18 protein-coding genes and 1 pseudogene are annotated in these 21,989 nt (G+C 46.4%); 7 read left to right on the top strand and 12 right to left on the bottom strand.

From position 1 onward, the window contains the following. Positions 1-88: 88 nt before the first annotated feature. From PSE6802_RS0114465 to PSE6802_RS0114450, 4 genes are all read right to left on the bottom strand, one after another. Complete coding sequence (locus PSE6802_RS0114465; RefSeq protein ID WP_019500776.1) at positions 89-922, bottom strand: DUF3598 family protein; 834 nt, start codon at positions 920-922, stop codon at positions 89-91. A gap of 166 nt (positions 923-1,088) precedes the next feature. Next, positions 1,089-2,501: a Fe-S cluster assembly protein SufD gene (gene sufD, locus PSE6802_RS0114460; protein WP_019500775.1), complete on the bottom strand. Its 1,413-nt coding sequence runs from the start codon at positions 2,499-2,501 to the stop codon at positions 1,089-1,091. Then, positions 2,498-3,289, bottom strand: coding sequence for a Fe-S cluster assembly ATPase SufC (sufC, locus tag PSE6802_RS0114455; RefSeq protein WP_019500774.1), 792 nt, complete (start codon positions 3,287-3,289; stop codon positions 2,498-2,500). Before sufC ends, sufD begins: the two co-directional genes overlap by 4 nt. A gap of 213 nt (positions 3,290-3,502) precedes the next feature. Further along, positions 3,503-4,711, bottom strand: a complete 1,209-nt coding sequence (locus PSE6802_RS0114450) for a WD40 repeat domain-containing protein (protein ID WP_019500773.1) — start codon at positions 4,709-4,711, stop codon at positions 3,503-3,505. Between the two features lie 351 nt (positions 4,712-5,062). Here PSE6802_RS0114450 and PSE6802_RS34840 point away from each other — a divergent pair, with 351 nt between their 5' ends. Then, positions 5,063-5,701 (top strand): iron uptake porin, encoded by a 639-nt coding sequence (locus PSE6802_RS34840; protein ID WP_412973434.1) that lies wholly within the window; start codon positions 5,063-5,065, stop codon positions 5,699-5,701. A gap of 152 nt (positions 5,702-5,853) precedes the next feature. Here the strand turns inward: PSE6802_RS34840 and PSE6802_RS0114440 are convergent, their stop codons facing one another. Then, a complete protein-coding gene (locus tag PSE6802_RS0114440) occupies positions 5,854-7,140 on the bottom strand; it encodes a Glu/Leu/Phe/Val family dehydrogenase (RefSeq protein WP_019500771.1) in 1,287 nt (428 codons plus the stop codon). Positions 7,141-7,436: 296 nt separating this feature from the next. Here PSE6802_RS0114440 and PSE6802_RS0114435 point away from each other — a divergent pair, with 296 nt between their 5' ends. The 5 genes from PSE6802_RS0114435 (at position 7,437) to PSE6802_RS0114415 (ending at position 12,658) form a co-directional block, all read left to right on the top strand. Beyond that, positions 7,437-8,108 carry a TVP38/TMEM64 family protein gene (locus PSE6802_RS0114435; RefSeq protein WP_019500770.1) on the top strand — a complete coding sequence of 224 codons (672 nt, stop codon included), beginning with the start codon at positions 7,437-7,439 and terminating at the stop codon, positions 8,106-8,108. Between the two features lie 715 nt (positions 8,109-8,823). After that, positions 8,824-9,597: an SDR family NAD(P)-dependent oxidoreductase gene (locus tag PSE6802_RS0114430; RefSeq protein ID WP_019500769.1), complete on the top strand. Its 774-nt coding sequence runs from the start codon at positions 8,824-8,826 to the stop codon at positions 9,595-9,597. Positions 9,598-10,045: 448 nt separating this feature from the next. Continuing rightward, the gene (gene rfbA, locus PSE6802_RS0114425) at positions 10,046-10,936 is read left to right on the top strand and encodes a glucose-1-phosphate thymidylyltransferase RfbA (protein ID WP_019500768.1); all 891 of its coding nucleotides are present in this window, start codon (positions 10,046-10,048) and stop codon (positions 10,934-10,936) included. A gap of 32 nt (positions 10,937-10,968) precedes the next feature. Further along, positions 10,969-11,514: a dTDP-4-dehydrorhamnose 3,5-epimerase gene (gene rfbC / locus PSE6802_RS0114420; protein ID WP_019500767.1), complete on the top strand. Its 546-nt coding sequence runs from the start codon at positions 10,969-10,971 to the stop codon at positions 11,512-11,514. Between the two features lie 76 nt (positions 11,515-11,590). Continuing rightward, positions 11,591-12,658, top strand: coding sequence for a methyltransferase (locus tag PSE6802_RS0114415; protein WP_019500766.1), 1,068 nt, complete (start codon positions 11,591-11,593; stop codon positions 12,656-12,658). 450 nt (positions 12,659-13,108) lie between these two features. Here the strand turns inward: PSE6802_RS0114415 and PSE6802_RS0114410 are convergent, their stop codons facing one another. The 3 genes from PSE6802_RS0114410 to PSE6802_RS29020 form a co-directional block, all read right to left on the bottom strand. Further along, the gene (locus PSE6802_RS0114410; RefSeq protein ID WP_019500765.1) at positions 13,109-13,360 is read right to left on the bottom strand and encodes a hypothetical protein; all 252 of its coding nucleotides are present in this window, start codon (positions 13,358-13,360) and stop codon (positions 13,109-13,111) included. Between the two features lie 427 nt (positions 13,361-13,787). Continuing rightward, positions 13,788-14,930, bottom strand: coding sequence for a tetratricopeptide repeat protein (locus PSE6802_RS0114405; protein WP_019500764.1), 1,143 nt, complete (start codon positions 14,928-14,930; stop codon positions 13,788-13,790). Positions 14,931-15,017: 87 nt separating this feature from the next. Beyond that, positions 15,018-16,277, bottom strand: coding sequence for a HEAT repeat domain-containing protein (locus tag PSE6802_RS29020; protein ID WP_019500763.1), 1,260 nt, complete (start codon positions 16,275-16,277; stop codon positions 15,018-15,020). A gap of 233 nt (positions 16,278-16,510) precedes the next feature. On the opposite strand from PSE6802_RS29020, the gene PSE6802_RS34835 reads away from it, so the two are divergent. Beyond that, entirely contained in the window at positions 16,511-17,350 is an 840-nt protein-coding gene (locus tag PSE6802_RS34835; protein ID WP_071592298.1) for an IS5 family transposase, read from the top strand. Positions 17,351-17,384: 34 nt separating this feature from the next. Here PSE6802_RS34835 and PSE6802_RS31125 read toward each other — a convergent pair. From PSE6802_RS31125 to lpxD, 4 genes and pseudogenes are all read right to left on the bottom strand, one after another. Next, positions 17,385-18,542: pseudogene (locus PSE6802_RS31125) on the bottom strand (GUN4 domain-containing protein); the annotation flags it as partial. 12 nt (positions 18,543-18,554) lie between these two features. Then, complete coding sequence (locus PSE6802_RS0114385) at positions 18,555-19,007, bottom strand: hypothetical protein (protein ID WP_225902677.1); 453 nt, start codon at positions 19,005-19,007, stop codon at positions 18,555-18,557. Between the two features lie 201 nt (positions 19,008-19,208). Continuing rightward, positions 19,209-20,555, bottom strand: a complete 1,347-nt coding sequence (locus PSE6802_RS0114380) for a HEAT repeat domain-containing protein (protein ID WP_019500759.1) — start codon at positions 20,553-20,555, stop codon at positions 19,209-19,211. A gap of 193 nt (positions 20,556-20,748) precedes the next feature. Next, entirely contained in the window at positions 20,749-21,792 is a 1,044-nt protein-coding gene (gene lpxD / locus PSE6802_RS0114375) for a UDP-3-O-(3-hydroxymyristoyl)glucosamine N-acyltransferase (protein WP_019500758.1), read from the bottom strand. Between the last annotated feature and the right edge of the window lie 197 nt (positions 21,793-21,989).

The following is a 21,989-nucleotide window of genomic DNA, read 5'->3' as shown; positions in this document are numbered from 1 at the left end:
GCCATAGCCGATCTTACCACTAGGAAGCGATCGCTTAACTGGCGCTCTAAAACCTTTAAAGATCTAGGGTTTAGATCGAACGATAGCGCTACTCTACCTTCTGCTCGATAATGTGGGTGGCGCTAATCCATTCCCCTTTCTCGTTGTAGCTGCGCATCAAACGTTGGCGTTGTGTTGCCTCTACAAGCCAACCTAATTCAACAAAAAATGGTTGTCGGAGTTGCACTTGTAGAGGAGTATTGCTTGATGTTCCATCGGGCAACAATAAAATTTGCCTGGGGAGCGTTCCTTCCTCAAAGATCAGTTTATTGCCTTCTCTGCGAGCCGTTGAAGTTATCGTGCGATCGCCAAAGGACAATTGCTGCTGGATGCGATCGCCACCTATCTCCTTAATCTCCAAACTTGTGGGATATGTTTCTGAGGGCTTCCAGTCTGGGTAAGCAGTGCAGGCAATTCCCTGCCAACGACCGTACACTTGCTCCAGCGTCAGAGGCGGACGCTCGCGGGCTGTTGCCCCACTGCGAAATTCTCGAATCAGGGTGAGGCCGTTCAAATTCCCCTGGCGATCGTAAAGCTGGACAAAACGCAAGCGACGATTTTCGGCTACAAAACCATACTCCGCACCAAATTCAGCAAAGGGTGCCAGTTGTAAAGATCCTTTAGAAAAAGCGCCCGTGTCAAAAAAAATAATTTGCTTGCCCACAGAACGGTATTCTTGCTCGTAGGTTGAGATGGGAGGCTCGTTGTAACCTCCGGCTCCAAAGCGTCGCAGACTGAGTCGTACCAGTCGATCGTTCTCTAGTCCTTCTAAGCAAAGAATGGAAGGAGTTGAGTCCAGCAATTCTCCATCAAGCGAAACCCGGACGAACGATCCTTGCCATTCTCCCAGATTTTTGAGGAAATTTTCCCAATTGGTTCCCATAGATTTTGCCTTTGCATCACGTTAAGCTCGCACAGATAAAGCACTATATAGCGGTCGTAAATCATTTATGAACGGGGTGCAGGGGTAGAACCCCTGCGTGGGGGCTGCGCCCCCACACCCCCTTTTTCACAAATCATTTGTGATTGCTATATCACTTTTGGACATCTCAAGTTTGGGCTTGCGTTTGGCCTAATACCCAAGAGTTTAACTTGTCGCGTAGTGAGGTAACAGGAATGCGCTCGATTACTTCTGCGGCAAAAGCATAGGTCAGTATACTTGCTGCACTGGCAAAGTCAATGCAACGGCTTTGCAAATAGAAGATTTCCTCGCGATCTAATTGGCTGACCGTCGCGCCATGAGCGCACTTGACATTATCGGCAAATATCTCTAGTTCCGGTTTAGTATCGACTTTCGCCTTCGATGATAGAAGTAAGTTCCGACTTAACTGGGCAGAATCAGTGAGTTGAGCGGCCTTTGCCACTTGGATTTTACCGTTAAACACGGCATGGGCGCGATCGCCAGCGATACACTTGTGTAGCTGCCGACTGGTGCCATAGGGGCGATCGTGGGACATGCAGGAATGGGTATCGGCTAGCTGTCGATCGCCGATCAGTGCCAGACCGTTGATGTGCGTTTCCGTTTGTTCCTCCACCTGTCGAATATGGAGATTGTGGCGGGATAGCTGCGCTCCTAGCGCGATCGCGTTACTCGTATAGGAACTGCCGCGCATCTGGGCGATCGCGGTCGTGCCGATATGATATGCGTTCTGGCTTTCCCATTGCACCTTCGTATGGTTGAGCCGTGCGTTTTCTCCTAACCATGCTTCCGTAACGGTGTTGGTAAAATACGTAGCATCGAGATCGCCAACATAGGTTTCTACTAGGGTAACGCCACTATTGCTTTCAGCAATTACCAGACAACGTGGATGGGCGATCGTCGGCACGTCACTGTGAGTAGATATAGAGATAACCTGGATGGGAGTTTCTAGAATCGTACCTTTAGGCACGTAGACTAAAGCAGCATCGGCCATGCAAGCTACATTCAGCGTGGCAAAAGTATCCTGAGCGTCGGTATGCTTGCCCAGATACTTATCCAAGTACTGAGATATCCGATTCAGCACTGTTGGATCGGCAATATTAGCATTCAAACCTGACAAACTGCTAACAATTACGCCATCAGGTAGATTGCTAATATGGGACGCAGAAGAGATGTAAGAACCGTTCGCAAACACCAATAAGCTGTTAGCTGACTCCAATAAGCCATGCTGGTTGACGACAGATTGGACTTTAGTTTCCAATCCCGCTGCTGAAGGTAGGTGAAATTCCTGTTTGACTAGATTGGACAAATCGGTATATTTCCAATCTTCGTCTTTGGTGGTAGGTACCTGGAGAAAACTGAGGCGATCGCTGGCAATGCCGCGCAGCCGCTCAATTTGAGCGGCTACATCCCCATCTAATGCCTGCGCGCCAATCTCAGAACGCAACTGCAAAACATGGGAGAGAAATTGACTGTTGCCGTTACTACGAGCGAGGCGATCGCTACGATCTCCTAATGGCGAATCAGATACCTGAATTGTCATTTTGCCACCCCCTGCGATGCCTCTGCTTCTACGAGCCAATCGTAACCCTTCTCTTCCAATTTCAAAGCGAGATTCTTATCGCCAGTCATAATGATGCGCCCACCTTCCATAACATGAATGAAGTCGGGTACGATATAGTTCAGAAGGCGCTGGTAGTGGGTGATCACTAGCGAGCAATTATCTGGCTTAGACAACTGATTTACTCCACCAGCGACGATTCTCAAGGCATCGATATCTAAACCGGAATCGGTTTCGTCCAGGATGGCTAGTTTTGGCTCTAGAATTGCCATTTGCAAAATCTCATTGCGCTTCTTTTCACCACCGGAAAAGCCTTCATTCACGCTCCGGCTGAGGAACGATGCATCCATTTCCACCACTTGCAGTTTTTCCTGGATAAAGTCGTCAAAGTCGAGCAGATCGAGTTCTGGCAGGCCTTTTTGCTTGCGCAGCGAGTTGTATGCCAACCGCAGGAAATCTGCATTAGTCACGCCAGGAATTTCGAGGGGATATTGAAAAGCTAGAAATATGCCAGACCTGGCTCTTTCTTCCGGCTCCAACTCCAGCAGGTTTTTGCCCTGAAACACGATCTCTCCACCCGTTACCGTGTAGTCGGGGTGACCGGCCAGGACTTTGGAAAATGTACTTTTGCCGGAGCCGTTCGGCCCCATGATGGCATGAATTTCACCAGCTTTGACTTCGAGGTTGACACCCTTCAAAATCTGGATGCCATCCACATCAGCGGTTAGATCGGTTACTGACAGTATAACTTCGCTATTTTCGACAATCATTTTCGTTGCTACGCTACATAACTTTAAATATAACAGGACTTGCACCCAAGCCTCGCCGTTAATGTAAGATGGGCAATTACAAGGAGGCGCGGTTAAATCATGTCCCCACCGTAGGATGCGTTAGGCGAAAGCCGTAACACATCGTGGGTATCTTAATTTTCATGCAAGTCCCTAAGTTTCTAAGCTTTTAGATTAGTGGAACGATCCCGTCTGCTATCTCGCTCCCCAAATTTTAATTAGATTATCTTCGCCGCCGCTAATCAGAGTTCGCCCATCCGAACTAAGAATAATGGAATTGATTAGATCGCCATGTCCGTTCAGTGTGAGAATTTCTTCTCCTGACTCTAAATCCCATATTTTAATTATCTTGTAACTCGCACTGATGAGGGTTTTGCCATCCGCGCTTATTACCAGCGATTTTACCCATCCCCAATGCCCCTCCAACGTGCAAATTTTCTTACCCGCAATTAAATCCCACACCATAATCCGCGTATCGAGGCTGCCGCTCACCAGTTTGGTTCCGTCGGGACTAATCGCAAAGGAAAGTACGCGAGCCGAATGGCCGATAAATTCCCATATTTGTGCGCCACTGATGCGATCCCATACTCTAATTGTGGTATCCCAGCTACAACTAGCGATAATTTTACCGTCAGGGCTGAGTGCCACTGCATCGACAAGATTGGTATGTCCCTTTAATGTCTGCAAGGCTTCACCAGTTGCCAAACACCAGGTTTTGATCGTGGTATCCTGACTGCCACTAACTATGGATTTTCCGTCGGGGGTAATTGCGACAGAGTTGACATAGCCGGAATGTCCGCTGAGAGTTAATAAGGTTTTGCGATCGCGCAGATCCCACACTCGGATGGTTCGATCGCGGCTACCGCTTACCAATTTGCGATCGTCAGGCGCGATCGCGATCGCTCTGACGATGTCAGCGTGTCCTGCCAGAGTAGCAACTTCCGTGCCAGTAATTACATCCCATACCCGAATGGTTTTATTATTACCGCAACTAGCTAGAGTAAGAGAATCAGCAGTTATGGCGATGGAGTTGACAAGATTCGCATGGCCGGTCAGCGTATGCAGACAATGGAATCGGTCGTAATCTTGATATTTTGCGAGAATCTGTTGGTAATTCTCTAGTTCCCGATACGAACTATTCGCTAGTAATAGTCGCGCCGCTAGTTGTACCTGGAGCACGTCATCCTTTAAGCCAGACAACAATAGCTCTAAGCCGCGATCGCCATATTGCAATGCCTCGCGCAGGGCTGAAATCCGTTGAGAAGCGATCGCGCTATTAAAGCGAGTACGTACGCCTGCGATCCCACCTAGAACAACGCCGCGTGTTGGCAAAGGTATTTTCTCTCCACCAAGTACAGCATCATAGCTGCGCGGTTTGAGATCCGCTTGCGGTTGTTGCGTCACTTGTCCCCCTAAATTTTAGTTTTTGCGGTAGAATAGAATAACCATGTGCTGTAAAATAGCGTAATCGCTAAAATTCAAAGTAAATTACTTCAAAGTAACCCTTCTAATCTCATCCAATCCTGGATATAGATGCTCTCATATAAATGCTCTCAATTCAAGTTCCGGTGCGAGCAATTCTGTTTTGCAACTGGGTTAAAGTAAATTTTATAGAGTGCATGTATAATCGAGATCGAACGCTCGATATCCATGAGGGATTCGTCTCCAGGACTTAAGATTTAGAAGGTAAAGGGTGGCTTTTGCAAAATTTGTAACTGAATTTCCCCGTACACGTGATATCTAAACTTCAAAATTATGATGTCTAAACTTCAAAAACCAACCCCTGTTCAAATTATTCTGAGTGTAGCGATCGCGGCAGCATCTTTTCCTACTGTATCAATTGCACAGACAGAGACGCAGAACGTGCCGCAAAATACGACCTCAACCTCACAGCTTAAAGATGTCCGCTCCACAGATTGGGCGTATCCCGCCCTGCAAGCACTGGTCGAACGCTACGGTTGCATTGCTGGCTACCCTGATGCCACGTATCGCGGACAGCGAGCCTTGACCCGTTACGAATTTGCGGCTGGTTTGAGCAGTTGCCTGGATAAGGTAAACGAATTGCTTTCCGCCAAAATCGAGCAAAAGGCAAGTAAAGAAGAATTAGCTGCGGTTGCCGCCGATGTGAGGACTTTGCAGCAAGGGCTTCAGCAGGTCAATCAAGATCTAGCCGCACTGGCAGAATCGGTGAAGCGCTACTACGTGATTATTCCTACTTCTTCCGAGGAAGTGTTGACGAAGTCCAGAGGCGTAGTTCCATCAGCTAAGCTCAGTTCTTCTCGTCTGGGGCAATATATCGAAGTGCAAGGCTTTAACAAGCGCAGTTATGCTGAAGCACTGAACTCCAAGATGCGATCGCAAGGGTTCAACTCCAGAGTAATCTACGAGAACTAGATCGAATAACTAGCTCGAATTAAAGTTAATAGCAATTGAATTGCACTCGACATGTGTGAGGAGTCTAGAAATCTAGAATTCTATGTCGAGTGCTTTTGATTCGAGCCTAAATCCTGATAGCGATCGCGCGTAGCGCGCAATAATCTTGAGATTTACTGGCTGATGTAATAATCCCTTGTGCCCTTGGCATCGATCGCTTCGCCGATGCGATTCAGGGCGTGAACGTAGGCGGCGGTGCGCATGGAGATGGATTCTCGCTCGGCGATCGCCCAAATTCTTTCCGTCTCCTCCACCATTTTGTGTTTGAGTCGGCTGTTGACCTCATCCAACGACCAGTAGAGACCGCTGCGGTTTTGCACCCACTCAAAATAACTGACCGTGACACCACCAGCATTAACTAAGATATCGGGAAATACGCGAATTCCTTTGTCCTCTAAAATGCGATCGGCAGCGGGCGTGACCGGGCCATTAGCAATCTCAAATATGTATTTAGCCCGAATGTTATGGGCATTATTTTCAGTAATTTGATTTTCTAAAGCACCTGGGATCAGAATATCCACGTCCAGAGCCAGTAATTGCTCGTTGGTAATTATTTCATGCTCGACGATATTACAAACCGTACCTTCACAGTAAACGGCTCGGAAATCGCGCGTAGAGTTCTTGTAACTGCGGATACTAGGGATATCCAATCCCTGTTTGGCATAGATCCCGCCTTTGGAATCGCTGACTGCCACAACCCTATAACCAGCCTGGCACAGGAGATCCGCCACCACCGCACCCACGTTACCAAATCCCTGCACGGCCACGGTCGTGCTCTCCCGTACAGCTTGGAACTTGGGCATAATTGTTTCGATCGCGAAATACGCACCCATACCCGTCGCTGTCTCGCGCCCGGTGCTGCCACCCATAGTCAGCGGCTTACCCGTAATCACGGCGGGCGTGATTTTGCGCTGGATAATACTGTACTGATCCATCATCCAGCCCATGATGATTTGGTTGGTTTGGACATCGGGGGCGGGAATGTCAACATCAGGCCCGATGAAGTCGGCGATCGCATCGATGTAGCCGCGACTGAGACGTTCTAACTCAAACTTCGATAGCTGCTTGGGATCGATGGTAATGCCGCCCTTGGCACCGCCAAAGGGTAAATCCAGCACGGCACACTTAAATGTCATCCAAAAAGCGAGGGATTGCACTTCATCCATCGAGACGTTGGGATGGTATCTAATGCCACCCTTGGTGGGGCCTCTGGTATTGTCGTAGCGCACCCGGTAGCCTTGAAATACTTGCAAGGAACCGTCATCCATCCGCACAGGTACCGAAACCTGCAAACTGGCCTTAGGATACTTGAGTTGCTCGACCGCATCCTCAGAAATCTTGACATGCTTTAAGGCTAAATCTAGCCTTTGCCTTGCTTCTGCAAATAGTGATTCCGACATATGCCCATCCTCATTCTTTCAGCCACAGGATATAGCAATGACAGAATTAGTTAGTACGGCTTGCAGGAGGTAAAATGCCTGCGTGGGGCGTTGCCTCCACATCTCCATCTCAAACCAGATCGGTTACTGCTATAGGTTTAGCTTAATACAAGAAGACCGAACAGTTCATTTTTTATAGGTTTTTTATCGGGATTCTTATTTCTTCTTGAACTGCCGTTAATTTAAATGTGCATCCTGGGTATACTTGTGCCAACTTCAGTATTTTGACTAGATTCGGCCTAAAGAGCAAAATCCACATGCACGTAACCCAACACCTCAAACATAAATCAGTTTGGATACCCCTAGCTCTTACACTTCTTGGCATAGTAACTGGCGGTCTGCTTTTTACTAATTTGGTGCAACTACAACATATCAGCGAACTAGTGCACCAGACTGGCATGTGGGGCTACCTAGTATTTATTGCTGCCTACGTCGCAGCTACACTCCTGGTTTTACCCTCGACCGCTTTTAATATTGCTGGAGGGGCAATTTTTGGTGGGGTTTGGGGTTTAGCTATTACTTCGATCGCTGCCATTACCTCAGCCGCCATCGCCTTCACAATTTCTCGGTGCCTTGGTAAGAGTTGTGTTGGCAATTCTGGCAGTCCGACCTTGAATCACATAAATCTTCACCTCAAATCCGGTGGAATTCCCTACGCTTTTGCCATGCGGTTCTTACCTATTGCCCCTTATGGGGTGGTCAGCGTTGCCGGAGGGCTGAGTCAGATTAGCAAGCGCGACTATTTTATTGGGACTATTTTGGGCACCCCCGTAGGACTAGCTCCATTTGTCTGGATCGGTCACTCTGGGATGCAGGCGGCAGAGGGTTATAGCGTTCTACCTCTGGTTGCTTCCAGTGGAGCCTTAGCGCTGATGATTATGGTCGCAACATGGTACAAGCAGAATCAGATGCTAGATCGACAGCAGTAGGGGTAAAAAATGTTCCCTTATGCCCTTTGGATGACAAGGGCAGAGGGAATTTCAAGGGAAATCTATCTTAAGTATTAAGAAAGTTTGCGTTATGTTAAGAGATATGCCTTTAGGAGTATTGTGACATATCGATCCCCTTGCTAAGTTGAACTTGTCCTGGTACTACTGCCAGGTATGCATAATCTCTAAAAGGAGTTTGGCACATGCACGAAAACACAATTTGCGGGTTATTTGCGATTTCTGCATAGGTTCGGACTCTGAACTTAGATTAGTTGTTTTGCGATCGCCACGCTTGAATGTCTCTTAAGTGAAAATGTGGCAGACAATAATGCAAAGCGATATCTCGGTTTAAAATCTTCAATTCTGATTTTAATTCTATTTTTATAGCACTGCGAAGTTGGGTTAGGGCAGGGTACAGAAATTCTACCTCTGCGAGGGGAATGTTCGCCTACGACCTATATCCAACCAGATTGCGCAGGGCTATAACGCTGATTTGAATGCTCTCTAATCTAGATCGAGTCCGAATCTCTGCAGGCTCAAAATTAACTTAGAAGATCTTCTGAAGGTCTTAATAGTTAGTGGATAGAATAAGCCTGCAATTTCAGATGCGAAACAACTATGACATCCAGATAGATGTCTGCTGTTTGCTAAGAAAATTTCTGCTCAAGCATCAAAGAAGCACTAAAAGTGACTCCTAGAATGAAGGAGAGACAACATGAAAGTAACGAACAAAACTGCTCTAGTGACAGGAGCATCGAGGGGAATTGGTAAAGCGATCGCGCTCGAACTAGCCCGCCAGGGTGCAAGCTGCATATTGATCTTGGCTCGCAATCCCCAAGCTTTAGAGGAGGTCGCCAGCCAAATTCAAGTATATGGAGTACGGGCAGTCCCGATTGTTGCCGACCTGACTGAAGTTGAAAATCTCAGCATTGCGATCTCGCAAGCTTGGCGAGACTACGGGCCAATTCACCTGCTCGTCAACTGCGCTGGGATCGCTCATCAGTCACCTTTTCTGCAATCCCATCCCAAAAAGGTGAGAGAAGAGATTGGCGTGAATCTGGTCGGTTTATATACCGTGACCCACACAATCGCGAAGCGCATGGCGAGCCATCGCAATGGTGTAATTGTCAACGTCTCTAGTCTCATGGGAAAACTAGCGGCACCGACTATGTCTACCTATTCTGCGACCAAGTTTGCCATCTTAGGTTTGACTCAAGCACTGCGTGGCGAGCTAGCACGTCATAACGTGCGCGTCCTGGCATTGCTGCCATCGCTAACCGATACGGATATGGTGAGAGAAATGCAACTGTTCCGCTGGGTGAATCGCACTACACCAGAGCAAGTCGCTAGAGCTTTGGTTAAAGGTTTGGCAACGGAGTCTCCAGAGATCTATGTCGATTGGCAGGGATATCTGGCCGCGATCGCCCATCGCATTCTCCCCAGGCTGATGGAGAAGTTTATTCTCATGGCCGCACCTCAACCCATTTAGGGCAGCTTCTGGATGGCGGTGCCCCCAATCCTCCTGATTCTGCTCTAACGTGAAAAATCCATTTATTGTGGTAGGGGCAATCCAATCCCGATCGCCCCGATATCTAGGGGTAGGCAAGGGGGCACTACCCCTACGACTTCTACTATATATAGCCAGCCGTAGACAGATCTGTTAGGACAGTGGGTGTGGGGGCTGTGCCCCCACGCAGGGGTTCCACCCCTGCACCTCGTCCTAAGCCTATTGGCTATAGCTATAATTTTGACGATCGCTATGCTTGCAAAAACGGGTGCGATCGGAATTTTGTGTATCGAGCCTCTGAAACAGCGTAAATACGTACTTCAGGACTCAATTTACACAAAAATCTGAACACTCTCGCAAAAACCGATAAAATAAGGCGATCGAACGATAAAATTGCATCAATAAATTAATAAGTAACTTAATTTTTTAGATGAAGGGCATTATTCTCGCGGGCGGCTCCGGCACTCGCCTGTATCCAATTACGCGGGCGCTGAGCAAGCAACTCATGCCTGTCTATGATAAGCCAATGATCTACTATCCCCTGTCAGTTTTAATGTTGGCAGGCATCCGCGACATTCTGATTATCTCTACCCCCAACGATTTACCGCTGTTTCAAACTCTACTCCAGGATGGCAGTCAATGGGGGCTAAAGTTTAGTTATACTGCCCAACCCAGTCCCGATGGCTTAGCTCAGGCATTTATTTTAGGCAAGGATTTCATCGGCAGCGATCCTGTCTGTCTAGTTTTGGGCGACAATATTTTCTACGGGCATGGGTTTAAGGATGTATTGCGCTCTGCCGCTCAGCTAAAATCCGGCGGACTGGTATTTGGCTATCGCGTCACCGATCCACAGAGATATGGCGTAATTGAATTCGATCGCGATGGCATTGCCATCAGCCTGGAGGAAAAACCCAAACAACCCAAGTCTAACTACGCCGTGCCGGGGATATATTTTTACGACGCGCAAGTGGTGGAAAAAGCATCGCAACTAAAACCATCGGCGCGAAATGAGTTGGAAATTACCGATTTGAACTTAGCTTACTTGCGTGAAGGTCATCTGAAGGTGGAAATTCTAGGGCGCGGTTATGCATGGTTGGATACAGGTACCCACGAATCGCTGCATCAAGCCGCTACATTTATTCAAACCCTAGAACAGCGGCAGGGCTTAAAAGTAGCCTGCATCGAGGAAATTGCCTACAGCGAGGGTTACATTACGCGATCGCAGCTATTAGAATTAGCCGCACCGATGGCAAAAAGCAGCTATGGTGAATATTTACACCGCGTCGCCCATGAAAGCGCCAGCGATCTTACGGACTATTAAATGCTCTAGAGGGGAACGATTAGACTAAATTTATGAAAGTAATTACAACCGATATTCCCGACGTATTAATTTTGGAGCCTAATGTATTTGGCGACGCACGAGGCTTTTTCTATGAAAGCTACAACCAGCAAGTCTTTACAGATAAAACTGGAATCGCAGCTAATTTCGTGCAGGACAACCATTCCCGTTCCGCTAAAGGAGTATTGCGCGGCTTGCACTACCAGATTACAAAACCACAGGGCAAACTGGTGCGAGTCGTGGTGGGAGAAGTATTTGATGTGGCAGTGGATATTCGGCGCAGTTCTCCCACATTTGGGAAGTCAGTGGGAATTAATTTGAATGCCGATGACAAGCGCATGTTATGGATTCCCGAAGGCTTTGCCCACGGATTCCTAGTTCTATCTGAATATGCGGAATTTCTTTACAAAACCACTAACTACTATGCCCCAGATGGCGATCGCTGCATTATTTGGAACGACCCTCAACTAGCGATCGCCTGGCCGATCGACACCTACCCCCTACTATCTGCTAAGGATCGAATGGGCAAAACTTTGCAAGAAGCAGATTTATTTGATTGAGCCCGAGATGAATCCATTCCAACCTGGCTGACGTATTCCAGATCGCACACTTTAGAACGCAAACTGAACTTTAAATATGCAACTAGCAACACATGCTGCTTCTGACACGGTAGCTGAAGTTTCCCAGGCGCAAGAATTGCCTCCACAAATGGCAATGCTGCAAATGATAACGGGTTATTGGGTAGCGCAATCGATTTATGCCGCCGCGAAATTAGGCATTGCCGATCTCTTAACAACGGGGGCTAGATCTTGTGAGGAATTGGCAGATGCAACGAAAGTCAATTCCCAAGCCCTATTTCGCCTGCTAAGAGCACTCGCAAGCGTAGGCATTTTTGCCGAAACTAAGCCAGGTTGGTTTACCCTCACTCCCTTAGCAGAGTTTCTGCGCAGCGATATCCCCGGCTCTCTACGCGACGTGTCAATCATGATGGGAGATCCGGAACACTACAGCAGTTGGGGAAATATCATGCATAGTCTGATGACTGGTAAGAGCGCATTTGAGGATCTCTATCTGATGAATGCCTTTCAGTATTTCAGCCAAAATCCCGTACCCGCAGCTATTTTTGACCGTGCGATGACTAGCTTTTCCAGCGTTGAAAACGATGCTGTAGTCGCAGCATACGATTTTTCGGCTATGCGTCATATCGTAGATGTTGCTGGTGGGCATGGCAGTCTAATAACGACCATTTTGCAAGCAAATCCTAATCTAGAAGGCACTTTATTCGACCTGTCGGATGTAATTGCGCGGGCAAAAACTCAGATCGCACAACATCCAGTTAGCGATCGCTGTCAATTGGTATCGGGGAGTTTCTTTGAATCAGTACCAACTGAGGCAGATGCTTATCTGTTCAAACACATAATCCACGATTGGGATGACGAACGCTCCATTGCTATTCTCAAGACTTGCCACCAAGCAATGACAGAAAATAGCAAATTACTAGTAATTGAAGCCGTGATTCCACCTGGTAACTCGCCATCTGTTGGGAAGCTACTGGACATCAACATGCTCGTGATGTGTCCGGGAGGTAAAGAGCGCACAGAAGTAGAATATCAACAACTGCTTGCGGCGGCAGGATTTAAGCTTACTAGAGTTATCCCCACAAATTCTGTGGTTTCAATTGTGGAAGGTATTCCAATTAAATAGTCTGGATTGATTGGTAGTGAGGGCAGGTATGTAGGAGCAGGCACGGAGGCACGACCCCTGCATCGTCCCTCCATTTTACCTTACTCTAGCCCCAGAGTCTGTTGTAGCAGGTTTTCAGGTGAAAGCAAGAAGGGGGTTTGGGGGCGTTGCCCCCAAGAAGAGGTGGAACTCCTTCACCCCGAAAATACAACCCGTTATCAAGTGAAAATCGCTATATGCTCTTCATAACGTTCCGCTTTACCCGCCGCTGGTAAACTCTTGAACTCAATGAAGAAACTCAATACGGTCGTTGGGCAACGGGCTAGTTAGACCGTGCTTACTTTGCTGAGCCTGTATCGACGATCGCATTTTGTGTGTAAATTTTGCCATCGGAGCCACAAACTGAAAGTGGAATAATTGGTTCAAAGTCCTCGTTGACGATTCCGGTAATCATGCGGTTCTCTTCGTGCGTCAGCCGAATCGACGAATATGGCGAGAACCAATGCGGACAATCCAGATTTGAGCGTCTGGGTAACGGGTTTCGAGGCGATCGCAAGCAGCTATTTCACGCACATCAACCTCAAAATCTCCAGTTTCGATATCGATCGCGACAATCTTGCCATGATTACCTTGCTCGACTTGGGGACGCACCTTAGATTCATAGATCTCATCGCCACGACGAGCAAATTCCTCTTTGCTGTAGCGGGGTTGTCGAATTGTCATAGGATTGACCTTGTTTCAGTCATTGCCCTTCTATATTTAACTTGGGCGATCGCGTTCACAGTCAAAGCCTTGAGTGGGATTGCGCTTTTCGCTAGTGCTATAGCGGTTTTCAGATCGGAACAAGTAGGGGGTTTGGGGGCAATGCCCCCAAGAAGGGGTTCCACCCCTTTACCCCATCAATAAAACCCGTTCTCAATTGAAAAATGCTATAGTCGGGAGAAGAGCAACACTAGGTTCCCGCCGTCAGACTAGCTTACGGTTCAATCTAAATGATTTACCGTTCCCGCTTCACAACATCAAATGTAGAACAACCAGGAGTTACAACATTGCCTGTAATTCTACGCCTAGAATTAGAAACATCACCTCGTAAATCAACAGTTATGTGCTTTGATATTGGTAAGGGCTTCACCAGTTCAAATCCAAATCTCTAGGGTAAGTTGAGCAGATTCAAAACCTGCTGTGCTTTTACGGATTCTCCTCGCTGTTCCAACAAGTTGGCATACAAGCTATAGTCATCAGCGATTTCATCCATTAACATTGTTCGGGGCGTAAATAAACCGAGCTGTTGAAACAGGGAGACATGCAATTGATAATCGTCATTAACGATTTCATCCACAGGTGACAGGTGCGCGGTATGTGCTAAATCACCCTGATCGGTCTGAAACGATTTCCACATTGCAACTGATTCAGAAAAATGTTGCAAAGCGTCTTCAATCTGATCTTGCTGAACCATTATTCTACCCAACTTGCTCAGCACGATGCACTCAGTTAATTGAGGACTATTAATTTGTCTGTAGAGGTGTAGAGCTTGCTGGTAAGATTTAATTGCCTGTGAATACTGGCTGAGACAGTTGTAAACATTTCCCAAACTGTTCAGCGTGTTTGCCTTTTCTAGAGAACTACCATACAATTGATAGCAATTCAGAGCTTTTTGATAATATTCAATTGCCTGCTCAAATTGGCTGAGGTTTTCACAGGTACTAGCTATCCCAACTAGGGCAGTTGGCTCAATTTCAAAGTTACGAACTTGCTGAAAGATAGGCAATGCTTGCTGATAATACTCAATTGCCTGCTCAAATTGGTTTAGAGTGAGGTGAATACTGCCCAAATGTACTAGTGTCAGTGCTTCTTTCCGAAAAGCCTGATTCTTCAATGCTTTTAACTCTTCCGAACAGCTTCCTATTTGCCTAAAGATCGGTAGGGCTTGCTGGTAAAACTCTATTGCTTGCTGATATTCACCAAGGCTACGGTAGGTATCACCTAGGTTGCCGAGCACATTTGCCTCTTCTTCTTGGTTGTTCATCTGTCGCAAGATTGGTAGAACGGATTGATAGGACTCAATCGCTTCTTGATATTGGTAGAGGCTAAGGTAGGCAAAGCCGAGATTGCATAGGGTATCTATCTCCCCATCACGATCGCCAATCTGTCGAAAGATAGGCAGAACTTGTTGGCAGCACTCAACTTGACTATCAAAACCCTCAGTCTCACGATAGTAAGGCATTTCCTCTTCATAACGTTCAAGTAACGTCTGTCGAAGTTGATCGAGATTATCGTTGGGATTTGATGTCATTGTTAAAAACCTGAATCTTACCGAGTAAAGTTGTAGAAATTAATCTCATAGGTGACTAAAATATAATCATTTTAACAGCCAACATTTTTACATAAAGCATCCAGGTGACATTTCACTAATTTCCGCTTTCCAGCAAACTTCTTCGTCCTTATCCTGAATAAGCATTTCATAGATGTGCGTGGGCTTTCCGGATCTAAATGCGGCGCTGCGGCGAACTGCTACATTAGTATCTTTAGCAAGCATTTCTAGGTGGTTTATTGGTAAGTTCTCATGTCGTGCCACATTACTACGAACCTCTGCATCAGCATCCTGAGCGAGAATTTCTAACGAGCTAATAGGTGTATTGCTGTTCCATGCAACACTGCTACGTATAGAAACGTCTGCATCCTGAGCAAAGATTTCTAAACAGCGTACGGGTGTGTTCCGATTTCTTGCTACCCAACAACGGACTTCCACATCGACATCCTGGGCAAGAATTTCTAGACAACTTGCAGGTGTATTGCTTTTGCCAGCCACCCTACGACGAACTACTACTTCAGCATCCTGAGTGAGGATTACTAAGCAGCTAGCAGGGGTATTTTCATTATTTGCTAGAACAACACGAACTTCTAGATTAGCATCCTGGGCAAGCATTTCTAGACAGTTCACAGACATATTCAGAATATTGAGAGCAGATGCTACGCTGCGACGAACTTTCAGATCTGTATCCTGAGCAAGCTCTTCCAAATAATGTATAGGTGTACTGTGATTCCCTACTACCCTGCAACGAACTTTCAGATCTGTATCCTGAGCAAGCTCTTCCAAATAATGTAAAGGTGTGTTGGGGTTGCTTGCTACGCTGCAACGAACTTCCACATCTGTATCCTGAGCAAGCTTTTCTAAGAGGCTTGATGGCGTACTAGAATCTCCTGCCAGCCATTTTCGCACCTGACAGTTTCTTGATATTTCTTCTGTTATCCATGGCGGTACTTGCTCTAGTTGCAGCAACCGATTGATGGTGCGAGCAGGCATTCGTGCAACTAGTGGGGTATCTTGCCTCAAGGTATTCAGCGTAGGATTATCGAGCATCTGTTGAGGAAAATCTGCGCCTAGCTGTAGTAACAAATCTACAGGGGTATTTGGGTTTTCAGTGATTGTTTTGAGAATGAATGGATGGTAGTCGGGATTAGGAACATCCACAAAATATTCATGACCCATTGAATCTATGCGAATATCTTCCACCTCCTTGGCATACTTTTGTGTGAGTCGTCGCAAAATTTCTGGAGGAGTATAAGGATGACAAGCAACCAAATAGGGATTTTTGGAAGCTAATTCTTGTAACTGTTTAGCAGTTAAACATTTATACATAGTATTGTTACGCAGTAATTTTTGTAGTAACAGTAAAGGAAATTTTTGTCATTGATGCCGTCCAAGCTTTTCAAGCACAATTTTCCTGCTTTGGATGGCTCCCGCATGATTTGGGTTTAATTGTAGAGCTTCTTCTATTAGACCTCTTGCAGATTAGGTTGAGGTTGAGTTGCCAAAGAACCCCAAGATAGGAAAATATCAGGACATAGCAATAACGAAAAAGCGTCCTGATGATGAACTATATAATAGCGCAAACCCTACCTGCTGCACACTTTAAGCGTCGATTTGGTATCGAGACTAATACGTTCAAAGCAATTGTGAAAATGCTTAAACCAGAGTGGCGAGCAACGCCAACACCTGGAGCCAAGCCTAAACTCGGACTAGAAGACCGCATATTGGTTGCCTTCGAGTATTGGCGGGAATATCGCACCTACTTTCACATCGCCACTAGTTGGGGCATCAGCGAGTCTACAGTTTGTCGAATAGTGCATTGGGTAGAGGAGACTTTAATCCGCTCACGTCGCTTTCGACTACCTGGGAAGCGCCAGTTGGTGCGGGGCTTTGGGATACCTACAGTCGCGATCGTTGATGTGACTGAAACTCGCATTGAGCGTCCTAAGCGGCACCAACGTGCCTTTTATAGCGGCAAACAGAAAGGGCACACGCTCAAATGTCAACTCATAATTGACGCTCTTACTGGGCAGATTATCTGTACGTTTTTCGGCAAGGGGCGACGGCATGATTTCAAGCTGTTCAAAGCTTCTGGCATCCATTTCCATCCTCAAACCGAGAGTTTGCAGGACAAGGGTTATCAAGGCATCCAGAAACTGCATCTCTACTGCCGCTTACCCCACAAGAAACCGAAAGGTGGTCAGCTTACGCCTGAGCAGAAAGCGTTCAACCGCCAACTTGCGCGCCAACGGGTTGGCATTGAGCATGTTAATCGCCGCTTGAAGATCTTCCGCATCTTATCTGGACGCTATCGCAATCGTCGTCACCGCTTTGGTTTGCGTTGCAATCTAATTGCTGGTCTCTACAATTTTGAACGCTCTCAAGGCTCCTCAGTTGGCTAATTTGCAAGAGGTCTATTGAATGCAATGCTTCTTCGTGTCGTCCAAGATTGTCCAAAACAGCCCCTCTACTGTGATGGACTGAAGCAGAATTTGGATCTAATCGCAATGCCTCATTCAAACAAAATAACGCCTCATCGTGCCGTTGTAGATCGTCAAGCATTGCTCCTCTAAGTCGATGAGCCTCAGCATTGTTTGGATCGAAATATAGTGACTGCTCCAATGAGGGTAAGGCTTCTTCATAGCGTCTAAGTTGGTAAAGGACTACTCCCTTACGAAAATAACCCAAAGTAGATTGTGGCTTGAGTTTGAGTAATGTCTCGTAAGAATGCAGTGCTTCTTCTAAACGCCCAAGGTTGTAGAGTGCAGACTCTTTATAAAAATATGCCGATTCAAAGGTTGGATCTAGCTGTAAAGCTGTTTCAAAAGCATTTAATGCTGCCTCATGCCTGCCAAGACTACCGAGTGCTAGCCCCATATCTCGATGAGCATCAACGAAATTTGGATAAATCTGTAAAATTGCTTCAAAAATTTCCAGTGCTTCTAAATACTGTCTAGTCCTCAGCAGAAGTAACGCTTTACGATAAGCTGCCTCTAACGAATTTTCTGAAGTAAGTGGTTCTTGGTGAGCAACGTATATATTTAAAGTCGTTCCTTTCTCTTCATATTTCACATCAGTTTGGGTCTGGACAATATCAAGAGGTTGTTCTTGTCTTGGCTCTGTCAATAAGCAGTTTGCAAATCTCCACGCAAGCGCAGAGTGCATCATTTCTGTACATCCCAGTATTCTCAATAAAATTCCTGTTTTCGCAGAAAATAGATTTGGGAGATGTCCTATAGGAGCAGATAAGCTAAAGTTTATCTTATCTCCAAATTTCCAACCACCTTCGTGCCAACCAACAATTTCACCGATACGACGTTCCACGTCATGAGCAACTTTGCTGCCGAAATGCAACCAGATATCTTTCCATATGCTGATACCAAATCGATTGTTTGAATACTGCATCCAAAGGCGATCTATCGTGTTGAGGTCGTCGCAGGGAAATTTGGCGATAGACTCATAATCTAACCAACCTTCCGCCTCTCTTTGTGCAATTTTCAGCATAATCCTGGCAGTTTCATCATCAGCTTCCTTCCACTGTTGTGCTGCTAGTAAATTATGTAGATGGTTGTAATCTGAAGCTGGCGTAGACATGGGTATTAAGAATTAAGAACTACGGGAAAGATTTTGCATCCACTTTTCTATGAAAACAGTAAGACTTGGAGATTCTTCTACAAATCCATCAACTTCATGCCACCTCATGACTGATGATACTTCTTGCAGTTGTTCATATCCAGTGATAAATATGGTATGAATACCACGTAAATCTTCATTTATGGGGACGATAGGGAATAGATGCCGATCTAAGCTTTCAACAAGTTCATGAAGTCTTATGTATGTACTGATTGCTTCTTGAAGTGAACAAATGTAGAAAAAGGGGCTGAGATAAAACCTGTCAAATTCCAAAGCTCCACCGCTAAGACATTGATACATTTCATAAGCTTCGGTAGACAAGTAAAAATCGTATGGAGATCGATCTAAAATATCATAAATTTCTTCGCGAGAGGAATTTCCACATTTCTCCCCTGTTATCATCTCTATATAATCTTTCAACATCAACATTCATCTCCTCCAGTATTTAGTGAGGCTCTACTATTATTCCGCCTCTAGCTGGTTTTCTGAAGATCCGCATAACGTACTCAAACTCACCGGCGCAGGATCAACTTTGAATCTAAGCCAGAGCGATCGCTGTGCGTTGGTTGCAGTGAGCATATGGCAAACTGTGCACTAAGGAGCCTTAGTGGGAGAAATTCATATAATTTAATAAAATAATCTCATTTCATCACGCTTTTTATTAGGAATTTTACAATAAAAGTCTTGCCCCAGATTAGAACGAGCGGCATCGCATACGCTATCGCTTTCATCAAATATTAACTTAGCAAGTACATCAATAGGCGTTTTAAAGTTTTTAGCAACCCAGTAACGCACGACAGGATCTTTATCAGTTGACAGCCTCACTAATGTATTAACAGCTATATTCGGATTTTGAAGAGAGTTAATTCGACTGGGGTGATGCTTATCGTCGCTTAATCGATCTAATACATGGCTTGTTGTCTTTGGATTACTAGCAACATCAGCACGAACAAAGGCATCAGGATCGTCTGCTAGTTTAGCCAAAATTTCGATTGGTGCGTACGGAGATAAAGCAACAGCGGAACGATTTTTTGGATCCTGATGTGCTGATAATTCCATAAATACCTCAATAGGCGTGTTGGGATTTCGCAAGGACAACTCAGTGGCACCTTCTTTATATAGCTGGCACAAGGACTCGAATGGCGCGCTGGGATTAAAGAGCAATGCCACCTGACAAACCAGACAAGTCTTATCCGCCGCTAACTTAACTAAAATCTCACTAGGGGTGTTTTGATTTCCTGCAACTGCCTCGCGCACTTTTTCATCTTTGTCATCTGCTAATCGAGCCAGTAAGTTACTTCTTGTATTTGGATGGGCAGCAACGGCTGTACGGCAACTAACATCCCAAGACCCCACTAACTCAGCTAATGTATCGGCTGATGTATTAGGATTGGCAGCAACTGCATACTGCACGCTAGCGCGTTCGGCATTCTTACCGGGTATATAATCAACTGCGCATTTCCTCATTTCTGAAATTATTTTATGAGGCAAGAAAGAAATTAATTGACTGCTAAACGGATTAATATTCAGCACGGCATCTCTATCCCGATCGCCATCAATAGCCAATCTAGCTAATACCTCACCACAAGTATTAGGGTTTTGAGCGACTCCGAAACGGACAATCCACGCGCGATCGTTAGCTAGTTCGCCCAACACGCTGCTGGGGGTATGGCGATTAACTGCTACTGCATATCGCACCTCTGCTTCTCGATCGTTTGCTAGGTACGGTAGCACGTCTAGAGGCGTACTAGGATTTTGAGCCGCGATCGAACGAATTTCCAGACCCTGATGTTGAGCTAATTGACATAGCTGTTCTGGAGGAGTTTGAGGATTCAGTGCTTCAAAAATAATAAGTACATCGGGCGGCGTGTTTGGATGCTGTGCTATGGGTGAACGAATATCATAACCTTGCTCCATAGCTAATTGACGTAATTGTTCTGGAGGAGTTTGAATATCTATTTTTACTTCAATCATGATTAGACTGTTGGAGCAACGGTTTATATAACGACTGGCACGTTACCGAACGGTGATAATACGCACACCATAACTAAGTATTATACAGAAAATTGCAGGATAACACCCCATTTCAGGTATTTATACAGAAAATTGCAGGATAACACCCCATTTCAGGTATTTATACAGAAAAATGTAAAGGGGGACTATTTTTTTATTCGTTGGTAATTACTCCTGCCTTCCCTTCTAGCTCGGCGATGCGCTTTTCCAGCTTGCGCAGCTTGTGCAACATCTCTGGCAGTTGCCGCTCTGCTACTACTATCCGCTTCCAGTCTTTTTCCGGCACGACGGGATAGCCCATCATCCTCGTGCCTGGTTCGACGTAGCTGACTACGCCAGACTTAGCTCCTAAAACCGCACCGTCGCCAATGTCAGCATGGTCGGCAATGCCAACTTGTCCGGCTAAGACGACATGATGCCCCAAATTTACGCCTCCGGCTAAACCGACCTGAGAGACTAAAATGCAGTGAGGGCCAACCTTAGAGCCGTGTCCGATTTGGACGAGATTGTCGATTTTGGTGCCCGTAGCAATTTCGGTCGTACCTACCGAGGGGCGATCGATGGCGCTCAGACAACCGATTTCTACGTTGTCGGCAACTACGACGCAGCCAGATTGGGGAATTTTAAACCAGGTGCCGTTATCTTGAATTTCGTAGCCAAACCCATCGCCACCAATTACCGTATTGGGGTGAATGATGCAGCTAGAGCCAATTTGACTGTGTTCGCGGATGACGCAGTTGGCATGAATAGTCGTGTTGTCGCCCAGCTTAACGTCGTTGTAGATCGTGGTATTGGGGAAAATTGTCGCGCGACCGCCCAAATGTACCCGATCGCCAATCACAACTCCTGCCGCGATCGCCACATCCTTACCGAGTTGTACGTCCTGTCCGATAATGGCGGTGGGGTGAATGCCGATGGGGACTTGAGGTGGTTGGTAAAACAGGGCGATCGCATGGGCAAAGACCAGGCGGGGGTTGCTAGTACGGAGGCAGGGCAAGTCGCAGGGCGTTTGCAGATCCAATATGGCGGCACTGGCTTGGGTGGACTGGAGCAGAGGTAAATATTTGGTCGAGCTTAAAAAAGTTAATTCGCCAGGCTGGGCGCGATCGAGCGCTGCCACGCCAGTAATTTCAGGATCGCGATCGCCTGCGTCAAGCTGGCACCCGCTCAGGCGGCTAGCTAGTTCGGAAAGTTTCATGATTCGGTAAAACAAGTTTGTTGCTTACGACCTGAGTATAAGAGTTGTTAGGGCTTATACCAAATCCTGGTTTGCAAACGTCTTTGCTCAGAGCCTGCGCAGGCAGGCTTTGTTTGTGTAGCCGCGACTTCCAGTCGCCAGGCACTATACTCTTAGCCTGCAATTAACTGCAGGGCTTTTGGGCGAGCTTATGGTTG

The organism is Pseudanabaena sp. PCC 6802 (assembly GCF_000332175.1).
In the GTDB taxonomy this organism is placed as follows: domain Bacteria; phylum Cyanobacteriota; class Cyanobacteriia; order Pseudanabaenales; family Pseudanabaenaceae; genus PCC-6802.
This window is presented reverse-complemented; position numbering and strand designations above follow the sequence as displayed.